This is a genomic window from Shewanella ulleungensis (genome assembly GCF_014648315.1).
In the GTDB taxonomy this organism is placed as follows: domain Bacteria; phylum Pseudomonadota; class Gammaproteobacteria; order Enterobacterales; family Shewanellaceae; genus Shewanella; species Shewanella ulleungensis.
Map to the genome: position 1 here is coordinate 45,590 of NZ_BMQW01000007.1, position 18,100 is coordinate 63,689.

16 protein-coding genes and 1 riboswitch are annotated in these 18,100 nt (G+C 42.5%); of the genes, 4 read left to right on the top strand and 12 right to left on the bottom strand.

Annotated elements, in window-relative coordinates; genetic code table 11:
• Positions 1-71: 71 nt before the first annotated feature.
• The 6 genes from lysS to ohrR all read right to left on the bottom strand — a co-directional run bounded on the left by lysS (position 72) and on the right by ohrR (position 7,567).
• Positions 72-1,574 (bottom strand): lysine--tRNA ligase, encoded by a 1,503-nt coding sequence (lysS, locus tag IEY40_RS13800; RefSeq protein WP_188957152.1) that lies wholly within the window; start codon positions 1,572-1,574, stop codon positions 72-74.
• Between the two features lie 63 nt (positions 1,575-1,637).
• A protein-coding gene (gene prfB / locus IEY40_RS13805) for a peptide chain release factor 2 (RefSeq protein WP_188957154.1) occupies positions 1,638-2,736 on the bottom strand; the annotation gives its coding sequence in 2 pieces (ribosomal slippage) (positions 1,638-2,660 and positions 2,662-2,736; 1,098 coding nt in all).
• Between the two features lie 217 nt (positions 2,737-2,953).
• A complete protein-coding gene (locus tag IEY40_RS13810) occupies positions 2,954-4,618 on the bottom strand; it encodes a methyl-accepting chemotaxis protein (protein ID WP_188957156.1) in 1,665 nt (554 codons plus the stop codon).
• Positions 4,619-4,735: 117 nt separating this feature from the next.
• Positions 4,736-5,887 carry a chromate efflux transporter gene (gene chrA, locus IEY40_RS13815; RefSeq protein WP_188957158.1) on the bottom strand — a complete coding sequence of 384 codons (1,152 nt, stop codon included), beginning with the start codon at positions 5,885-5,887 and terminating at the stop codon, positions 4,736-4,738.
• Between the two features lie 71 nt (positions 5,888-5,958).
• Positions 5,959-7,038: a 23S rRNA (uracil(747)-C(5))-methyltransferase RlmC gene (gene rlmC / locus IEY40_RS13820; RefSeq protein WP_229777118.1), complete on the bottom strand. Its 1,080-nt coding sequence runs from the start codon at positions 7,036-7,038 to the stop codon at positions 5,959-5,961.
• A 49-nt stretch (positions 7,039-7,087) separates the two neighbouring features.
• Positions 7,088-7,567 (bottom strand): transcriptional regulator OhrR, encoded by a 480-nt coding sequence (gene ohrR, locus IEY40_RS13825; protein WP_188957162.1) that lies wholly within the window; start codon positions 7,565-7,567, stop codon positions 7,088-7,090.
• A gap of 198 nt (positions 7,568-7,765) precedes the next feature.
• Here ohrR and IEY40_RS13830 point away from each other — a divergent pair, with 198 nt between their 5' ends.
• Positions 7,766-7,957 carry a cytoplasmic protein gene (locus IEY40_RS13830; protein WP_188957164.1) on the top strand — a complete coding sequence of 64 codons (192 nt, stop codon included), beginning with the start codon at positions 7,766-7,768 and terminating at the stop codon, positions 7,955-7,957.
• A gap of 65 nt (positions 7,958-8,022) precedes the next feature.
• Here the strand turns inward: IEY40_RS13830 and IEY40_RS13835 are convergent, their stop codons facing one another.
• The 3 genes from IEY40_RS13835 to IEY40_RS13845 all read right to left on the bottom strand — a co-directional run bounded on the left by IEY40_RS13835 (position 8,023) and on the right by IEY40_RS13845 (position 10,524).
• Complete coding sequence (locus tag IEY40_RS13835) at positions 8,023-8,403, bottom strand: SpoIIAA family protein (protein WP_188957166.1); 381 nt, start codon at positions 8,401-8,403, stop codon at positions 8,023-8,025.
• Positions 8,404-8,554: 151 nt separating this feature from the next.
• On the bottom strand, positions 8,555-9,961 hold the full coding sequence (gene mdtD, locus IEY40_RS13840; protein ID WP_188957168.1) for a multidrug transporter subunit MdtD: 1,407 nt from the start codon (positions 9,959-9,961) through the stop codon (positions 8,555-8,557).
• Between the two features lie 8 nt (positions 9,962-9,969).
• Positions 9,970-10,524, bottom strand: coding sequence for a TMEM165/GDT1 family protein (locus IEY40_RS13845; RefSeq protein WP_188957169.1), 555 nt, complete (start codon positions 10,522-10,524; stop codon positions 9,970-9,972).
• A gap of 96 nt (positions 10,525-10,620) precedes the next feature.
• Positions 10,621-10,731, bottom strand: a riboswitch (yybP-ykoY riboswitch).
• Between the two features lie 257 nt (positions 10,732-10,988).
• Between IEY40_RS13845 and IEY40_RS13850 the strand changes: the two genes are divergently transcribed.
• Together IEY40_RS13850 and IEY40_RS13855 are read left to right on the top strand one after the other, a co-directional pair.
• The gene (locus IEY40_RS13850) at positions 10,989-12,191 is read left to right on the top strand and encodes an aromatic amino acid transport family protein (protein WP_188957171.1); all 1,203 of its coding nucleotides are present in this window, start codon (positions 10,989-10,991) and stop codon (positions 12,189-12,191) included.
• A 134-nt stretch (positions 12,192-12,325) separates the two neighbouring features.
• Positions 12,326-14,482, top strand: a complete 2,157-nt coding sequence (locus IEY40_RS13855; protein ID WP_188957173.1) for a S46 family peptidase — start codon at positions 12,326-12,328, stop codon at positions 14,480-14,482.
• A gap of 8 nt (positions 14,483-14,490) precedes the next feature.
• Here IEY40_RS13855 and IEY40_RS13860 read toward each other — a convergent pair whose 3' ends face one another.
• From IEY40_RS13860 to IEY40_RS13870, 3 genes are all read right to left on the bottom strand, one after another.
• On the bottom strand, positions 14,491-15,213 hold the full coding sequence (locus IEY40_RS13860) for a pseudouridine synthase (protein ID WP_188957408.1): 723 nt from the start codon (positions 15,211-15,213) through the stop codon (positions 14,491-14,493).
• 30 nt (positions 15,214-15,243) lie between these two features.
• The gene (locus IEY40_RS13865; protein WP_188957175.1) at positions 15,244-15,936 is read right to left on the bottom strand and encodes a DUF998 domain-containing protein; all 693 of its coding nucleotides are present in this window, start codon (positions 15,934-15,936) and stop codon (positions 15,244-15,246) included.
• Between the two features lie 137 nt (positions 15,937-16,073).
• Positions 16,074-17,417 (bottom strand): Na+/H+ antiporter NhaC family protein, encoded by a 1,344-nt coding sequence (locus IEY40_RS13870; protein ID WP_188957177.1) that lies wholly within the window; start codon positions 17,415-17,417, stop codon positions 16,074-16,076.
• Between the two features lie 365 nt (positions 17,418-17,782).
• On the opposite strand from IEY40_RS13870, the gene IEY40_RS13875 reads away from it, so the two are divergent.
• A complete protein-coding gene (locus IEY40_RS13875) occupies positions 17,783-18,067 on the top strand; it encodes a hypothetical protein (RefSeq protein WP_188957179.1) in 285 nt (94 codons plus the stop codon).
• Positions 18,068-18,100: the final 33 nt, after the last annotated feature.

An 18,100-nucleotide genomic window follows, 5' to 3' on the forward strand; every position in this document is an offset into this window, starting at 1 on the left:
AGCAACAAAAAACCAGCCCGCAGGCTGGTTTTTTATTATTCCTCAATATTGGCTCAAGCCAACATGGGCGATTAGGCTTGTGGGCGCATCGCTGGGAATAAAATCACGTCACGAATAGTATGGGTGTTAGTGAATAACATCACTAAACGGTCGATACCAATACCCTGACCTGCTGTTGGCGGTAAGCCGTGCTCAAGTGCAGTAATATAATCTGCATCGTAGAACATGGCTTCGTCATCGCCAGCATCTTTCGCATCAACTTGCGCTTTAAAGCGGTTGTCTTGATCTTCTGCATCGTTAAGCTCGCTAAAGCCGTTAGCCACTTCACGACCACCGATAAAGAACTCAAAACGGTCAGTAATAAAATCATTATTGTCGTTACGACGTGCAAGTGGTGAAATGTCTGCAGGGTAACCGGTAATGAACGTAGGTTGCATTAACTTAGGCTCTGCTGTTTCACCAAAAATTTCTTCTAGTAACTGGCCACAAGTCCAGAATTTTTCTAGCTTGATGCCTAAGCTCTTCGCTAAATCACGCATAAATTCAACGTCTTTAACTTGCTCGTAGGTCATTGCTTGAATGGTAGCGTTGTCTGGATTGTACTTTTGAATGGCTTCTAACATGCTTAAACGCGCATAAGGACCGCCAAAGTCAACCGTGTGCTCGCCGTATGGCATTTGCGCACTGCCAAGTAAATCAATGGCGATTGAACTGAGCATTTCTTCGGTTAAGTCCATTAAGTCTTTGTAATCAGCATACGCCATATAGAATTCCATCATGGTGAATTCTGGATTATGACGTGGTGATAAGCCTTCGTTACGGAAGTTACGGTTAATTTCGAATACACGCTCAAAACCACCGACCACTAGACGCTTGAGATAAAGTTCTGGTGCAATACGTAAGTACATGGCCATGTCTAAAGCGTTGTGATGCGTGACAAATGGACGTGCAGACGCACCACCAGGAATAACGTGCATCATTGGCGTTTCAACTTCCATGAACTCTTTTTTAACCATAAAGTTACGGATTGCAGCAACCACTTTAGAGCGCATAATAAAGGCATTACGCGAATCTTCGTTAACGATCAAATCAACATAACGTTGACGATAACGCGTTTCTTGGTCAGTTAAACCATGGAATTTTTCAGGCAATGGACGCAATGCTTTAGTCAGCAATTGATACTCTTCCATGTTGACGTATAAGTCGCCTTTGCCAGATAAATGCAGCTGACCTTTAACACCGATGATGTCACCGATGTCTAAACCTTGATAACGCTCTTTTAAGTCGCCCTGCACTGGCTTGCCAGCATAGGCTTGAATACGACCAGACACGTCTTGAATCACTAAAAATGGACCACGCTTAGCCATAATACGACCGGCAATGCTGGTTTGAAAGCCTAACTCTTCTAGGGCTTCTTTTGTTTGCTCACCATATTGCGCCTGCAATTCAGCCGCTTTATGGCTACGTTGCCATGTATTAGGATGAGCATTTGCAGGGCAGCTAGTACGGATGTGTTCTAGTTTAGCGCGACGCTCTGCAATCAGTTTGTTTTCATCTTGTACGTGTTCGGTCATGTTATATTCTCGCGTTTACTCACCACATTTTGATACATGGCGAAAAAAGTTAATTTGATTAAACTAAAGTCCTGATTTTAGGCTGGCTTCAATAAACTTATCTAAATCACCATCCAACACAGATTGAGTATTGCGGTTCTCAACCCCTGTACGTAAATCTTTAATTCGCGCATCGTCTAATACGTATGAACGGATTTGACTGCCCCAGCCGATATCTGATTTAGCGTCTTCAGCAGCTTGCTTGTCGGCATTTTGCTTATGCATTTCTAACTCGTACAACTTAGCTTTTAATTGCTTGTAGGCTGAGTCACGGTTTTTATGTTGCGAACGATCGTTTTGACATTGCACAACGGTATTCGTTGGCAAGTGAGTGATACGTACCGCTGAATCTGTTTTGTTAACGTGCTGACCACCCGCGCCAGAGGCACGGTAAGTATCAATACGTAAATCAGATGGATTGATCTCGATTTCAATGTCATCGTCAATTTCTGGATAAACGAACACCGAGCAGAAAGACGTGTGACGCTTGCCTGATGAGTCAAATGGAGACTTACGTACTAAGCGATGTACGCCCGTTTCTGTACGCATCCAACCAAAAGCATATTCGCCGTTAAATTTAATGGTTGCGCCTTTAATACCCGCAACATCACCGTCGCTGACTTCCATTAATTCTGGGCTGTAGCCGTGAGCTTCGCCCCAACGCAAATACATGCGTAATACCATGTTGGCCCAATCTTGCGCCTCAGTACCACCCGAGCCAGATTGAATGTCCAAGTAACAATTCGATGCGTCACTTTTACCAGAAAACATCCGACGGAATTCTAAATCAGCCAAACGGGTGTCTAAAATTTTAAGTTCAGCTGCCGCATCGTTAAACGTCTCTTCATCATCTTCTTCGATTGCTAACTCAAGCAACCCTTCGATGTCTTCAAGACCTGCGTCCATATCATTAATGGTTTTAACAACCGCCTCTAATGCAGCGCGCTCTTTACCCAGTGCTTGAGCACGTTCAGGTACGTTCCACACTTCTGAACTTTCCAGTTCGCGACTGACTTCTTCTAAACGCTCACTTTTAGCAGCGTAGTCAAAGATACCCCCGAAGTAGCTCAGTACGTTCAGCGAGCTCTTTGATTTTGAATTTTACCGGATTAACTTCAAACATGAATATTCAACTTAAATTAGCAGTTAACAAAAGGTGCAACGGCGCATTTTACCCCATGACACGCGCTAAACCTAGACCGAAAGGTCGATTATTAACAAACTAATGGCGAATAAATTTCAGGACACCAGCCGTTCACTCTGTAAGCGTTTATCCATAAAAAAATGAACCCACTTAGGATTCATTTTCGGTCGCGTTATTCGTTACACAGAGCAGCAAGTTACACCTTAAACTGCCCAACTAACTTCGCAAGGGTTTGGCCTTCGTTGGCCACATCTTTACTTAAACCAGATGCATCCTGACTAGCAGCCAACAGTGAGTTAACGATTTCTTGAACTGAGTTAACATTACGATGTATTTCTTCTGTCACAGAACTTTGCTCTGTTGCAGCGGTAGCAATTTGGGTACTCATGTCATTAATACTGGTCACAGAAGAAGTGACTGCGCCTAAACTTTCAGAAATAGCTCGCGATGACTCTACCGAACTTAAACAACTTGTTTGGCTCTCTTGCATAGTTTGCACAGCTTTTGTCACTAACTTATGCAATTGCGATAACATGTCGTTAATTTCTACTGTACTACTTTGAGTTCGGCTAGCTAGATTTCTTACTTCATCTGCAACAACAGCAAAACCGCGGCCTTGCTCACCTGCTCGTGCAGCTTCAATTGCCGCATTTAACGCTAATAAATTTGTTTGTTCAGCGATGCCACCAATCACACTTAGCACTGAATTAATTTTTTGAGACTGTTCACTCAACGATTTAACATCGGCCGCTGCATTGTCGATTTGTTTCATTAAGTTTGACACTTCAGTTAATGACGTATCAACACAATCTTGAGCCTTGGTCACATTGTCTGATGCGGTATGCGTGGCGTCTGCAACCATACTAGTATTGTGGGCAACATCATTGGCCGTTGCCGACATTTCAGTAATAGCAGTCACAATTTGATCGATTTCATTATTATGACTATAGAGCTGCTCGGTCATTGAAACCGTTTGGCCACTAATGCTTTGCGCACCATGCTTAACTCGCTCTGTAGCACCAGCCACATCACTAATAATATTTTGCAGCTTATCGACAAACAAATTAAATGCACTGCCTAATTGACCAATTTCGTCTTCACTGCTGACATCTAACCGCTTAGTTAAGTCGCCTTCACCTTTAGCAATATCATTAAGTGAATTAGCCATATTTTGGATAGGAACCACAAGTTTGTGCGCCATCACAATGACTAAAAATGCGGTTACTCCCGTTAACCCTAATGCCATCATTAAAAACATCACCGCCTTAGTATTCATGCGCTCTGCTTTTTCGTCGTGAAACTTGTCAATGGCTTGCTCGATATCATCAATGTAGGCCCCAGTACCTAACATCCAGTTGGTATTTGGCACCATGACAGCATAACCCAGTTTTTCGATTAATTGCTCTGTGCCCGGTTTCTTATAAAAGTATGAAAAAATACCATCGCCAGACTTTGCAGAGTTTAATAGACCGACAATAATTTTAGTCCCATTAGGATCGGCCATATCTATTTTGTTTTGCCCTTCAAGTTCAGGCATGGTCGCATGAAAAATATTTTTGCCGGTATCATCGTACATAAAGAAATAACCCGCGCTGCCAAAACGTAAATCGCGCAATGCTTGATTAACGTTACCATTACTACCTAAGGCTAATTGATACTCTACGACGCCTTTAGCAATTTCAGTTGCCTCAGCGAGTTGGGATTTTCTTTCTGAAATTAACTCTCCACGAAATTGGATAATATCGCTTTCTAAAGACGTACCTTCATTCACATAAAATAGGCCCAATAACACAGCCAAAATTAATGACAAAGGAATTAACGACAATCCTAAAAGTTTATTGCGTAAGGAGGATTTCAGCATAATTGACAGCCTTTTGTTGTAATAATCTATTCAGTATAGATGTTTACACCATGTAGCCAAACTTTACACGTCCATAAAGTGAAATATGTCGCAAAAATGTACTGATTAAATGTGACACTATATCAATGTGAGTATTACCCCAACAGATGCAAACCCCGCAACTAACCAAACAATGCTAGGTTTAAAGACTTTAAGCACACAAAACCCAATAATAACCATGGCCATGTCTGAGGGCATGATCACTGCACTGGTAAAAACAGGTTGATAAAGTGCCGCTAATAATAAGCCTACAACGGCAGCATTTACGCCTGCTAATGCACCTGCGATATTGGGACGTTGACTAATAGCATGCCAACTTTTTAAACCTACTAGCATGAGTAAAAAGCCCGGTAAAAATATCGCTAACGTTGCTACAACAGCTCCTAAAATAGGTGATTCTAACCATAAGTCTGCCCCTAAAAAGGTGGCGAGAGTAAACATCGGGCCCGGGATCGCTTGTGCAAGTGCATAACCAGTTAAAAATCTATCCGGTGTAATGTATTCGCCTACGCTAGCCTCTAATAAAGGGAGCACTACGTGACCACCACCAAAAACTAAACTTCCCACTTGGAAAAACTGGGCAAAAATTTGCCCTAAACTGTCGTTGTTACCTATAAAATACAGTGAACTACTTAAACACAATATAAACAATGCAAGCCAGCGGTAATCGAGCGAGATAGGTGGGTTTTCTGGAATAATATTCTCACCTCGAGTGAGGAATATTCCTCCTGCAATAGCAGCCACAATCAATACCACTATTTGCATTAACATTGATGGCATTAAGATAATGGCAACCGCTGTAGCAGCCATTAAGACTTTAGCTGTTTTACGCTGACAAAATTGACTAAACATTGACAACGTTGCATCCGCCACCACCACAACAGCAAGCAGCTTTAAGCCGTGGATCACTCCTTGTACTGCCGTTATTTCTAACCATTGAGCACTGGTTACCGCAAACAAAAACAGCAACAAAAACGATGGCAAGGTAAACCCAAGAAATGCCGCTAGGCCGCCAAATAAGCCTCCTTTGTGATAACCAATAGCAAAGCCAACTTGGCTAGAGCCTGGGCCGGGCATAAATTGACTTAAGGCGACAAAACTAGCGTATTGTTTACCGTCGAGCCATTGCAGATCATCAACAAATGTTTTTCTAAAGTAACCAATATGCGCCGCGGGGCCACCAAAGCTGATTAAGCCTAACGCTAAAAAACGACTAAAAATTTGCCACATCGCCCAGTTCCTTTTTATGTTAAGCCATCATTTTATGACATAAAAATGACACTTTCATGACCACCCTACTTTTAACTCACCTGCTTTTCTAACATAACTAATACTTCAAAATGATCTGTATGTGGAAACATATCAAACAGCTGCACTTTAGTAATACGGTAGCCCTCAATATTGGCTAAATCAGTCACGAGAGAATTGGGATTACAGCTTGAATACACAATGGCTTTTGGGGCAAAAAGGCTTAGTGAGCAACACAAGGCTTTGCCTAAACCGCGTCTTGGAGGATTTACAATAATTAAATCTGGCTTATCTTGGACTGCTTGCCCTTGAGCAAATTGTGTGGAATCTAGCGCACTGAAATCCACATTTGTTAACCCCAATTGTTCAGCGGACATTTTGGCGCATTCAATTGCTTCTGCTTCAATCTCAATACCCGTTAAACGAATATGTTTGTCGGCACAATGCAGGCCAAAACCACCAACACCACAAAACAAATCCCAAATGTAACTTGGGTTAAACTCTGCAACCCACTCGCGGGCGGTTTGATATAATTGTTCAGCAACGGCTGGGTTTGTTTGGAAAAAACTTTTAGGGCGAATAAATAGCGGCACATGATTGAACTGCTCTTCTAAGCGAGTCGCCTTAGTTAAAAATATTTCTTGTTCGCCTTCTAATATCGCCATGTGCACTGGTTGAATATTAACGGACACTAACGCAATAGCAGGAAACTCGTGTAATAGTTGCCCTAATTCACGTTCAATCCGAGCAATGGCTTGCTCACTGCGCAAAACAAAACGCAACATAAACTGGCCCAGCTTTTGGCTACGAGTCAGCAATATGTACTTCAGTTCACCTTTGGCTTTGTCGACGCGATATGGCGGTAACCCTGCTTGTTGTACAAAACGCTGTAACCTGTGCAGGAGAATTTGCATATCATGAGGATATAAGCTGCAATCACATAAACTAACAGCCTCGCCTTGTGGGTTAACCAAACCTAAAATGGGTTGATGCGCGGCACCTAGTGCCACCATTTTAGCCTTGTTACGAAAACCAGACTCCGCACTTAATACCGGTGGCAGCCATTTTGCGACCGTTAGCTCACTAAATAATTCAACAAGTTTTTTTTGCTTAGTGTCAATTTGCTCTGCCATCGGCTGCGAAATATTACGGCATGATAAACAATCACCGCGCTGAAAATAATCACATTTCACAGCTTGTTGCCTCACCCGAATTCAGCATAGCAAATGCCTGATCGCACAATTGTTTAAGTTGGGCTAAATCTTCTAGCGTTCCACCCACTTTACAACGCATTTGTTCTGGAACAGTTAACGCTTGTTGGTGTAATAGCAGCCCAGCTTCTGTGACATGTAAAACACGCACTCGCTCGTCTAATTCACTGCGACCACGACTGACTAACTCTTTAGCCTCCAGGCGTTTTAGTAGCGGCGTTAATGTACCAGAATCAAGGTGCAGCTTTTCCCCCAAGGTTTTCACACTAATCCCTGGCTCTTTCCACAACACCATCATCACCAAATATTGTGGATAGGTTAGCGACAATCCATCTAATAATGGTCTGTACGCGCGGATCATGGCATTCGTGGCACTGTATAATGAAAAACACACTTGGTTTTCAAGTGCTAAAGGATTAACCGCTTGCTCGGGGGCATTTTTAATAGACATAGGCTTTACTCAGCTCACAAATAATAATCGAAACTGTATCCGTACAGATCCAACACGTAATCTCATCAAAATTCAATTATATCACACATTAATTGCGCGCAATGTATCAACTGTTCACGACAAATAAAATGACTTATAGCTCAAGCTATAGGCTGTTATGCCGATAGAGTTAAACCAAGTCAAAACTGAGGACAAAGCATGCCTATCAGTGTGAATGCACCATCATCAATGCCAACTACAATTGATTCTGGTAACAGTTTAAAAGTCGCTGTAATGGCGAAAGATCAGCAAAAAGCAGAAGGTCAAATGGCACTGCAGTTGATTGAAGCCGCCGCGCCAGCACCGCAACCTGTAGGTAATAGCGGTCATAATATTAATACCACGGCATAGAGACATAATGTCAAAAAAAACCTAGCAATTAATGCTAGGTTTTTCATTTTTACAACCAGTGAAAATTAATAACGCAACCATTTTAATGCGTCATTTTGATCTTCAAAATACCTCATCTCACCTGAGATAAACCAACTGCCCATTTTAGTCGCCCATTCTTGCCAGCCTTTATTACCCCATATGGCCACGCGTTCAAATTCAGACTGATGCTTTAACCCCAGTTGTAAATCATCCCAAGCGGCACGTAAATCCCAACCTTCAAGTTCGGTTGCATCGAGTAATAAGCTAATTTTAGGTTGTTCAACTTGGCTTAATGCACCTTCAAGCATTGGCGTAATCACCAGATAATCTTCATGAGTTAAAGTACCAACTGCTTTTAACGTCACAAAAAAAACATTCTCGATACGATTAATGCCAATCGATAGGCCATGTTTTTTAATACTCATCTCCCACTCCTTAGTGATATAAAAAAACGAGACTTATGTTTATATTTTAACCAACTTAAAGGTGAGAAGTGTGTTTAACTGCACAAATTTTTTAATTAAAAAACTAAATTCAACAATGCTTTGTCTGTGTTTATAACAAATGTTGTTAATCTTACGCACGCATGCGTCCATCGTCTTCTGACAACAAAGAAAAAATTGCCGCTGCGAGCATGGTCATGACCCCAACACTCACAAACGTGAGCTGAAATGCACTCAATACAGTCGTTTGTGTATCGCCAGCCATATCGCCACTAAAACCTCCGAGCAAAGCGCCAGCACATGCAACGCCTAAGCTTAGCGATAACTGGCCAACGACAGATAATAAACTATTGCCACTGCTGGCATTTTCATCATTTAAATCAATCAGTGTTACGGCATTCATTGCAGTGAATTGCAAAGAGTTAATCGCACCTAAAGCCGCCAACAAAACGAGCAACAACCCATAAGGTGTTTGCTCGCTGACTAAACCGATACTGGCCAACATAATACCTAATGCCAGTGTGTTTGCGGTTAGCACAAGCCGATAACCTAAGCGTTCGATAATCGGCCTCGCTAATGACTTAGCTAAAATAGCAGCTGCGGCCAAAGGTAACATGCTCATTCCTGCTTGGGAGGGTGAATAACCCAAAGCGACTTGCAATAGCAATGGCACTAAAAAAGGCAAAGCACCGCTACCCAGTCTTGCAAATAAATTACCAAAAAGACCAATAGCAAATGTTCTGGTATTAAACAGAGATGGTGAAAACAATGGATTGGCGACATGGCTTGCCCGCAACCAATAAGCGACCAAGCATGCCATGCCAGCAAATAACAGCAACATGACTCGCAAATAGGGTAAATGCAGCTCTCCCAATCCTTCCATGGCAATGGTGATAAACAGCATTGCAGCACCAAATAATAGAAATCCTACACTGTCAAAACGCGATTTTTGTTTGCCACGTAAATCGGGAATGTACTTAAATGCTGCATAACATCCCACGAGTCCCACCGGCAGATTAATTAGAAATATCCAATGCCAGGTTAAGTATTGCACCATCCAGCCGCCCATTGTTGGGCCAATTAATGGACCGAGTAGCCCAGGTATAGTGATAAAGCCCATAATCCGTACGAGCTCAGAGCGAGGGTAAGCCCTTAGCACAACCAAGCGCCCGACAGGTAGCATCAATGCACCGCCGAGTCCCTGTACAACCCTAGCACCAATGAGCATGTCCAATGAGTTTGATAATGCGCAAAGTAACGAGCCAAAACTAAACAATACAATCGCACTGAAAAAGATTTTTTTGGTGCCAAAGCGATCGGCTATCCAGCCTGATGCAGGGATCAATAATGCCACCGTAAGCATGTAGGCAATAATAACGCCTTGCATACGCAGCGGATCTTCGTTTAAGTCGCTGGCCATTGCTGGTAAGGCGGTATTGAGGATGGTGCCGTCCAATGACTGCATAAAAAATGCAATTGCCACCACCCAAGGCAATCCTCGGGCGGTTTTATTATCGAGTATTGGACTTTTTATCATCATACCTCTGTTTACCACATGAGCGTGGCTACACCAAGCAGTGCAAACAACACTGCACAACCTCGATGAATAAGTGTCATTGGTAACTTGTTTGCACTAAAGTGCCCAGCTAAAACCACAGGCACATTCGCGATAAGCATGCCCAACGTGGTACCGATAACCACCCATGTCAATGATTGATATTTGGCTGCCAGCACAACGGTCGCAATTTGTGTTTTATCACCTATTTCGGCAATAAAAAACAAAATAAACGTGGCACCGAATGCTCCTAGTTTATAAAAGCGATGATCATCATCGTCCATTTTATCTGGAATTAATACCCATAATGCAATGGCAAAAAAGCTCGCGGCCACAATATATTGTGACCATTTAGGATCAAGCCAACCGATCGCCCATTGACCAAACCAAGCAGCTAAAAAGTGATTAATTAGTGTAGCGAGTAAAATAGCACTGATAATGGCTGTTTTATTGCTAAAACGGATGGCTAATAACAAAGCCAATAATTGAGTTTTATCGCCGATTTCAGCAATAGCAACAGAGAAAGTTGAAGTGAACAACGCGTCCAATGTGATAATCCTTGGGGTAAATGACAACTAAGCACAAGCCACTGCATACCCCTTAATACAGTGATTGTGCTTAGGTCTCGCTGGGTAAACATCAGTGATTAACTGCATGTTACTGTCTGTACCATGGCATGAGGCCAATTATGTTGATACAGACATCTTGCATCCTTAACAGCATGACAAGATTAGCTACTCCCCTAAAACTAGACGCATTATAACGACTAAATTGATTTATTCAATCGACTGTTTTTTACATTGTAAGCGTGACTTAAAACATGACCGCCACACAGTAACGCCGTAATGCTACACTATTGCAATATTAGCGTGTAAAATAGTTTAGCTCAATGTTATGTAATTGTTTATAAACACAGCTGTTGGCCTTTAACTGCCGAAGATCCTTGCCTGCTCTGTCACCATTCTGCTAATGTCCGACACAAATAAAATAATAATTAGACAGGACGTTTGCTGTGAATTTAAAAACCTTAGGTTCTATTTCTATCGTTGCCGGAACCGCCATTGGTGGTGGAATGCTCGCCTTACCATTAGCAACCGCTGCATTAGGCATTATCCCTGCGTTAATTCTATTAATCGTCATCTGGGCTATTTCAGCCTATACCTCTTTACTCATGCTAGAAATCAATTTGCGCAGCGGTGTTGGCGATAACGTCCACGCGATCACAGGTAAAACACTGGGTAAAGTCGGGCAATTAATTCAAGGCGGCTCTTTTCTGAGCTTATTATTCGCGCTTACCATGGTCTATTTAATGGGTGGTTCATCGTTACTTGAAACGCGGTTAGAACCCATTGGCATTAACATGAGTAATCAAGTTGCAGTGATTTTATTCACGGTATTTTTTGGCGGACTTATCGCCATTGGCGTAAAGTGGATTGATAAAATATCGCGCATATTATTTACGGCAATGGTGTTGTTATTGGTCGTCGTTGTGAGCTTTTTACTACCCGATGTTAGCCTAATAAGCGCCCTAAATAACTACTCGACAACAGTAGCCTCGGGCGATGCACTGCAACAACTTTGGTTAGCTGCTATCCCTGTAGTATTTACCTCTTTTGGTTTCCATGTTTGTATTGCCACTATCGTACGCTACCTTGATGGTGATGCCATATCACTCAGAAAAGTGTTATTGATTGGCTCTACCATCCCATTAGTTTGCTACATTTTATGGTTACTGGTCACACTTGGGTCATTAGGTGGCGAAGCAGTGCATAGTTTTGGTGGTTCACTGCCTAAACTTGTGGCTGCATTACAAGGGCTGGTTGAGTCGAGCGTGATTAGCCAAGCCATTGACTTGTTTGCCAACCTTGCTTTGATTACCTCATTCTTAGGGGTGACTATGAGCTTATTTGATTATGTTGCTGAGCTAACACGGGCAAGAGATGACATTGCGGGGCGAGCTAAAACCTGGCTTATCACCTTTGTTCCGCCGCTGCTTTGTGCACTGTATTACCCTGACGGCTTTTTCCAAGTCCTCGGGTTTGCAGCAATACCGCTAGTGGTTATGATCATCTTTTTACCCATTGCTATGGCGTTAAAACAGCGTGCACAACTCCTGGGCGGCTATCAAGTGTCTGGCGGTACATTTGCACTGTTATTAGCGGGTTTAGCAGGCGTGCTTATTGTGTTTGCCCAACTCATGGTTGCACTCGCCTAAGCAAGAGTATTAATGATTTGTAAGCGAGTTTTTCAGACGCTATCATGACAGTGAATCTTTTGTTAAAGTCAGGCCTAGCCTGACTTTTTTGTTTTTTGGGCAACAGATAAATTACCTAGAATGGAATAATTATAATGAGAACATGGTTATTGACCGCCGCTATCGCCGCCAGTTTTGGCGCAGCAGCAGATGAAGGAATGTGGCAGCCACATCAATTGCCTGCAATGGCTGACGAACTTAAAGCAAAAGGCTTAGAGATAAGCGCTGATTCAATTTCAAAATTAACTGAGTTCCCAATGAACGCAGTAATCAGCTTAGGCGGTTGTACCGCATCATTTGTATCGCCAAAAGGCCTAGTAGTGACTAACCATCACTGCGCTTATGGTTCAATTCAGTACAACTCAACTCCAGAAAAAAACCTGCTTAAAGACGGTTTTTTAGCTAAAACATATGCAGAAGAGTTACCAGCCACGCCTGGCTCGCGCATTTTTGTGACTGAAGAAGTCACTAATGTGACCGATAAAGTGATCGCGGGCCAAATGGATAAAATGGGTAATGAATTTTACAAAGGCATTGAGCTTCAACAAAAAACCTTAGTGGCTGAGTGTGAGCAACAAGACGGTTATCGTTGCCAGGTTTATAGCTTCCACGGTGGTTTAGAGTATTACCTCGTTAAACAACTCGAAATTCGCGATGTGCGCCTAGCCTATAACCCAGCAGCAAGCGTGGGTAAATACGGCGGCGATATCGACAACTGGATGTGGCCACGCCACACCGGCGATTTCTCGTTTTACCGTGCTTATGTGTCAAAAGATGGTAAGCCAGCAGATTTCAGTAAAGACAACGTCCCTTATGAGCCAAAAAGCTTTTTAAAAGTATCAGCCAAAGGCGTGAGCGATGGTGACTTTGTGATGGTTGCAGGTTACCCAGGTCGCACCAATCGTTACCGCACAGCAGATGAAGTCAGCAATCAATTTGGCTGGGCTTATCCTGAAGGAAAAGTCTTGCAAGAACGAATGATTGATATCATTAAAGAAACGGCCCCTGAGGGTAGCGATGAGCGGATAAAATACGAAAGCTTAATCGCTGGTCTTGCCAACTATGCTAAAAACTTTACCTCGATGATTGAGTTTTATGGCAAATCAACCATGTTGGCTGAACGAGAAAAAGTAGAAAGCGATCTAGCGAATTGGATTGGTAAAGATAAAAAACGTCAACAACAATACGGCGAAACGTTATCAAATTTGGAACAACTGGTCGCAAAAAGCCAGCAAAACCAAGAGCGTGACATTTTACTGGGTTATATCGGTTACACGACTATGGTAACCACAGCACGCAGCTTATATCGTTTAGCAAATGAAAAAACCTTAGCGGATATGGCGCGTGAGCCCGGTTATCAAGACCGCGACATGACCAACTTTACTTCAAGCATGGAGCGAATTGACCGTCGTTATGCTGCCAATGTTGATAAAGCCTTATTAGCGGATTTACTGACTCGCTATGCCGCATTGCCTGGTGAGCAACGCATTGCATCATTAGATAAAGCCTTTGGGATTACCAATAAGTTTGATGCTAAAGCCTTAGCGAAAACCCTCGACAAAATGTACGCTAAAACCAAGTTAGACGATCAAGACACTCGTTTAGCGTGGATGAATAAATCGGTTGCTGACTTTAAAGCTTCAAACGATCCTTTTATTCAATTTGCAGTACAAACCTATGACTCTGACATGGCATTAGAAAAAGCCAAAAAGCAATTAGAAGGCGAACTCATGAAAGTGCGTCCACAGTACATGGATGCCATCATTGCTTATAACCGTGAGCTAGGTAAACCAGTTTATGCTGATGCAAACTCAAGCTTACGGGTCACTGTCGGTAATGTTAAAGGTTACTCACCACAAGATGGTTTAATGGCCGAACCATTTACCCGCTTAGAAGGACTTTTAGCCAAAGATACTGGGGTTGACCCATTTGATGCACCAGCTAAACAGCTTGAACTGATTAAGCAAAAGCAATACGGTGATTACTACGTTAAAGCGATTGACTCTGTACCCGTTAACTTTTTATCGACGCTAGACACCACCGGCGGTAACTCTGGTTCACCAACGTTAAATGGTCGTGCTGAACTCGTCGGTTTATTGTTTGATGGCGTATACGAAAGCATTATTGGCGATTGGGGCTACGATGCTCAAAGCAATCGTTCTATTCAAGTTGATAGCCGCTACATGCTATGGGTGATGAAGTATTTAGACAATGCTGACAACCTATTAGCTGAAATGGATATTGCTAAATAACATCTGTTTTAATTCACTAACGTTGACTCACTGAGTTGCGTTAAGCTTAATAACTCTGCGGCCGACACTGGCCGCATTGTTTTTTCTGGCAGATCAGCCAACTCCACATCCATTAATTTTGTCCTGAGTAAATCAATCACTCTATAGCCTAGCGCTTGGCACATGCGGCGAATTTGGCGATTTAATCCTTGGGTTAAAACGATTTCAAACGTGTCCTCCCCAACAAAATCACTCAATGAGCGTATGCTGCATGGGCGAGTTTGCACATCTTTATAGCTCACACCTTGCGCCATTTTTGTTAAAAACGCTGGCGTTAGCGGTTTATTAACCTGCACAATATAGGTTTTTGTGTGGTAAAAATCGGGATGCATAAGCGCTTGGGTTAACTCACCGTCATTAGTGAGTAACAACAGGCCACGAGAGTCTTTGTCCAAACGACCTGCAGGATATAATCTTGGGGTTTGTGGCAGCAAATGGATCAAACTGCTTGGGTCGTTTATCAATAACCGACAATCAATGCCAACAGGTTTATGGTACAACCAATATTGCTTCTCTTGCGGGGCTAAAACAGCAACACCATCAACACAAATATCGGGGCTTTGCAGGCTATCAATAAGCTCGGTATGGGTGGCTATTTGTTGGTTAATCGTCACTCTTCCACAGTCAATTAACCGCGACGCTTGGCGGCGTGACGCGACACCACACAAGGCCAAATAATGACTAATGCGAATCAAAGACATGTCTTTGAGCTACCTTAAAAACTAATAATTCTCTAACCACTTATACGCCACTTGTTGCTGTAATTTTATGGTTTTCATCATGCTGAAACTAAGACAAACACACCATAAAATATTTGCTTGAGTCAGCGACCACATCGCTAAAGACACCACGCAAAACTGTGGTAAATAATTTGAACAAGGGGGGAAATCCAATTGATTCCAATCAAGTAACATTATCAATATGGTGCCACAGATTAAGGCGATAATCGTGAGTGATAGCATGCGTTTATTCATGGTACTACCGGGTTTGAAATAATCCAAAATACACACGAAATGCAGCACAATTGAACTGATTAAATACAGGGTCGACACTTTGCGGTGAGTGTCTAAAAAGTTTACCGGAAACACCCCCATCAAAATAATACTAACGCCAACTACGCAACCCACCATGGCCAAGTAACGACTCAGCCCATCTTGATAGGTATTAAACACGGCCACCATGGCTAACAAGAAGCATGAACCACCGGCCAGTAAAGACAAGTTAAATACTACGGCTAGTGGCGAGTTCATATAGTCGCCTAATGTGTCGGGGCGGATTAATAACATATCGAGACTGATACTACCCGCTTCGGCCAGCAATGCACTGCCAACACCGAATGAACAGATCATCGCTGTGGCCAAAGACATAAACACGATCACTAGGTGTAAATCATAATTTCGAGTTTTAGATATCACCAGTGAGTCTTTATGCTAAAAAAAGGGATGCAAATGTTAACCTGTTAGCGGCTAAATTTAAAGCAAATAACAACATGCCCAGCGGTTTAAGGCTGGGCATATGGGTAGCAAGCATAACAATGGTGTTCTTTTGCTTATTAAGCCCGCTTACGCAAAATCACAATAGCAACAGCCGTCACGGCTAATACCATGCAATACCAAGCATTGGATACTGCTGTTAGTGGACTAATGGTAAAGACTGATGCAATTAACAATGCTTGTGCGCCATGAGGAATTAATCCTTGGATGATACAAGCAAAGATATCGAGAATACTGGCGGCGCGTTTTGGGCTAACACCGTGTTTCTCGGCCAACTCTTTGGCAATATCACCTGTAACGACAATCGACACAGTATTGTTGGCTACGCAAGTATTCGTCGCGGCAACAATAGCGGCCATGCCTAGCTCTGCTGCACGGGTTGACGCTTCACCATTCGCTTTAGAAAATCGACTAATTAACTTTTCAACGAGCTGACTGACAAAAGTTAATCCACCTTGTTGTTGCATTAACGCTGCTAAACCACCAACCAACATAGACAGAATAAAAATCTCCTGCATGTTGGTAAATCCAGTGTAAATATCATTGCCCATTTGGATAACGGTATATTCCGAAGTAAACACCCCAGTTGCACCAGCAAGTACAATGCCTAAAGACAACACGACAAATACGTTAAGCCCTGCCACAGCAAGGACCAAAATAGTTAAGTATGGGATAACTTTTAACATATCGATATCTTGCGTCGCAATATCTGCCTGGCCTTGACCAGCCAGTGCAAATAACACCAAAGTGATGATTGATGCTGGGATAGAAAAGACTAGGTTCTCACGAAATTTATCTTTCATCTCACAGCCTTGAGTACGGGTAGCGGCAATAGTGGTATCTGAAATAATAGACAAGTTGTCACCAAATAACGCGCCCGACATCACTGCGCCAGCCATCAGTGCATAGTCAATCTGAGCCTGATCAGCCACCCCTAATGCAACGGGAGCAACGGCAGCAATGGTGCCCATTGATGTCCCCATAGAGGTTGCGATAAATGCAGCAATAACAAAGAAACCTGGCAATAATAAATTAGACGGAATAAAAGATAACCCTAGCGCGACAGTTGCATCAACACCGCCAGTGGCTTTGGCAACCGCAGCAAATGCTCCGGCAAGTAAATAGATCAAACACATAGCAATAATATTGCTATGTCCGATACCTTCGATAAACGTTTCAATAGCTTGGTTAATATGCTGCTTAGATAACAATACCGCCAATACAATGGCTGGCAAAATCGCAATCACACTTGGTAATTGATAAAACGCATAATCAACACCTTGGCTTTGAAAATATAAGCCAGCGCCAATAAATAAACCCAAAAATACAAATAAGGGCAGTAAGGCCACAAACGAAGCAGGACTATTGAGTGCTGTCGTTGGTGATGGAGTTGGTTTGGTCAAAGTAGTCTCTCTTTATCTTAACGATTAGGGGTTGTCGGATGAGAAAAGCGAGTACGACACAATCTCTGTCATCGGTGATTATTTAGCATGGATAAAATAATGCTAAATACTGCAGTCGCATCTTAACAAGTTGAGCCAAGAATAAGAGAACTTTACAGTCATGTCAATCTAGACGTCTAGACTTCTTTGCTTCCGTAGTTAAATTTACTCTAAAACCTGATAACTGCTACAAACATTTTACATAAACATAATCAATTTATCGATTTAGTGCTATTTTTCTATCTAATTATTGATTTATGTTACGACTAACCTAATGCGGATTTGCTAACCTGACAAGTGTTCACTAACACAAAATAAGGTTAGTTATGGAACGTAAACCAGACAGAATGACAGCGATGAAACGACTCATCACTCAAGTCAAAATCACCTTCCCGTTAGATCAGGCTGATGTTTTTAGCTGTGGGCCAAACAATACTTGCGTAGGTTGCCCTAAAAAACTATTAGATTTAGTCGACGCTGAAATCAATTATTGGGAAGCAGCAATGGCCCAAGGAGTCATACCTTCATTAGGTGATATCAGCCGCTTTGGCAAAATGTGTACTAATGTTAACCGCGGTTTGAAACGAAATAACGTGCCGACTCAACATTAATTCAGCATGGATAACATTAAAAAAGCCCACTTT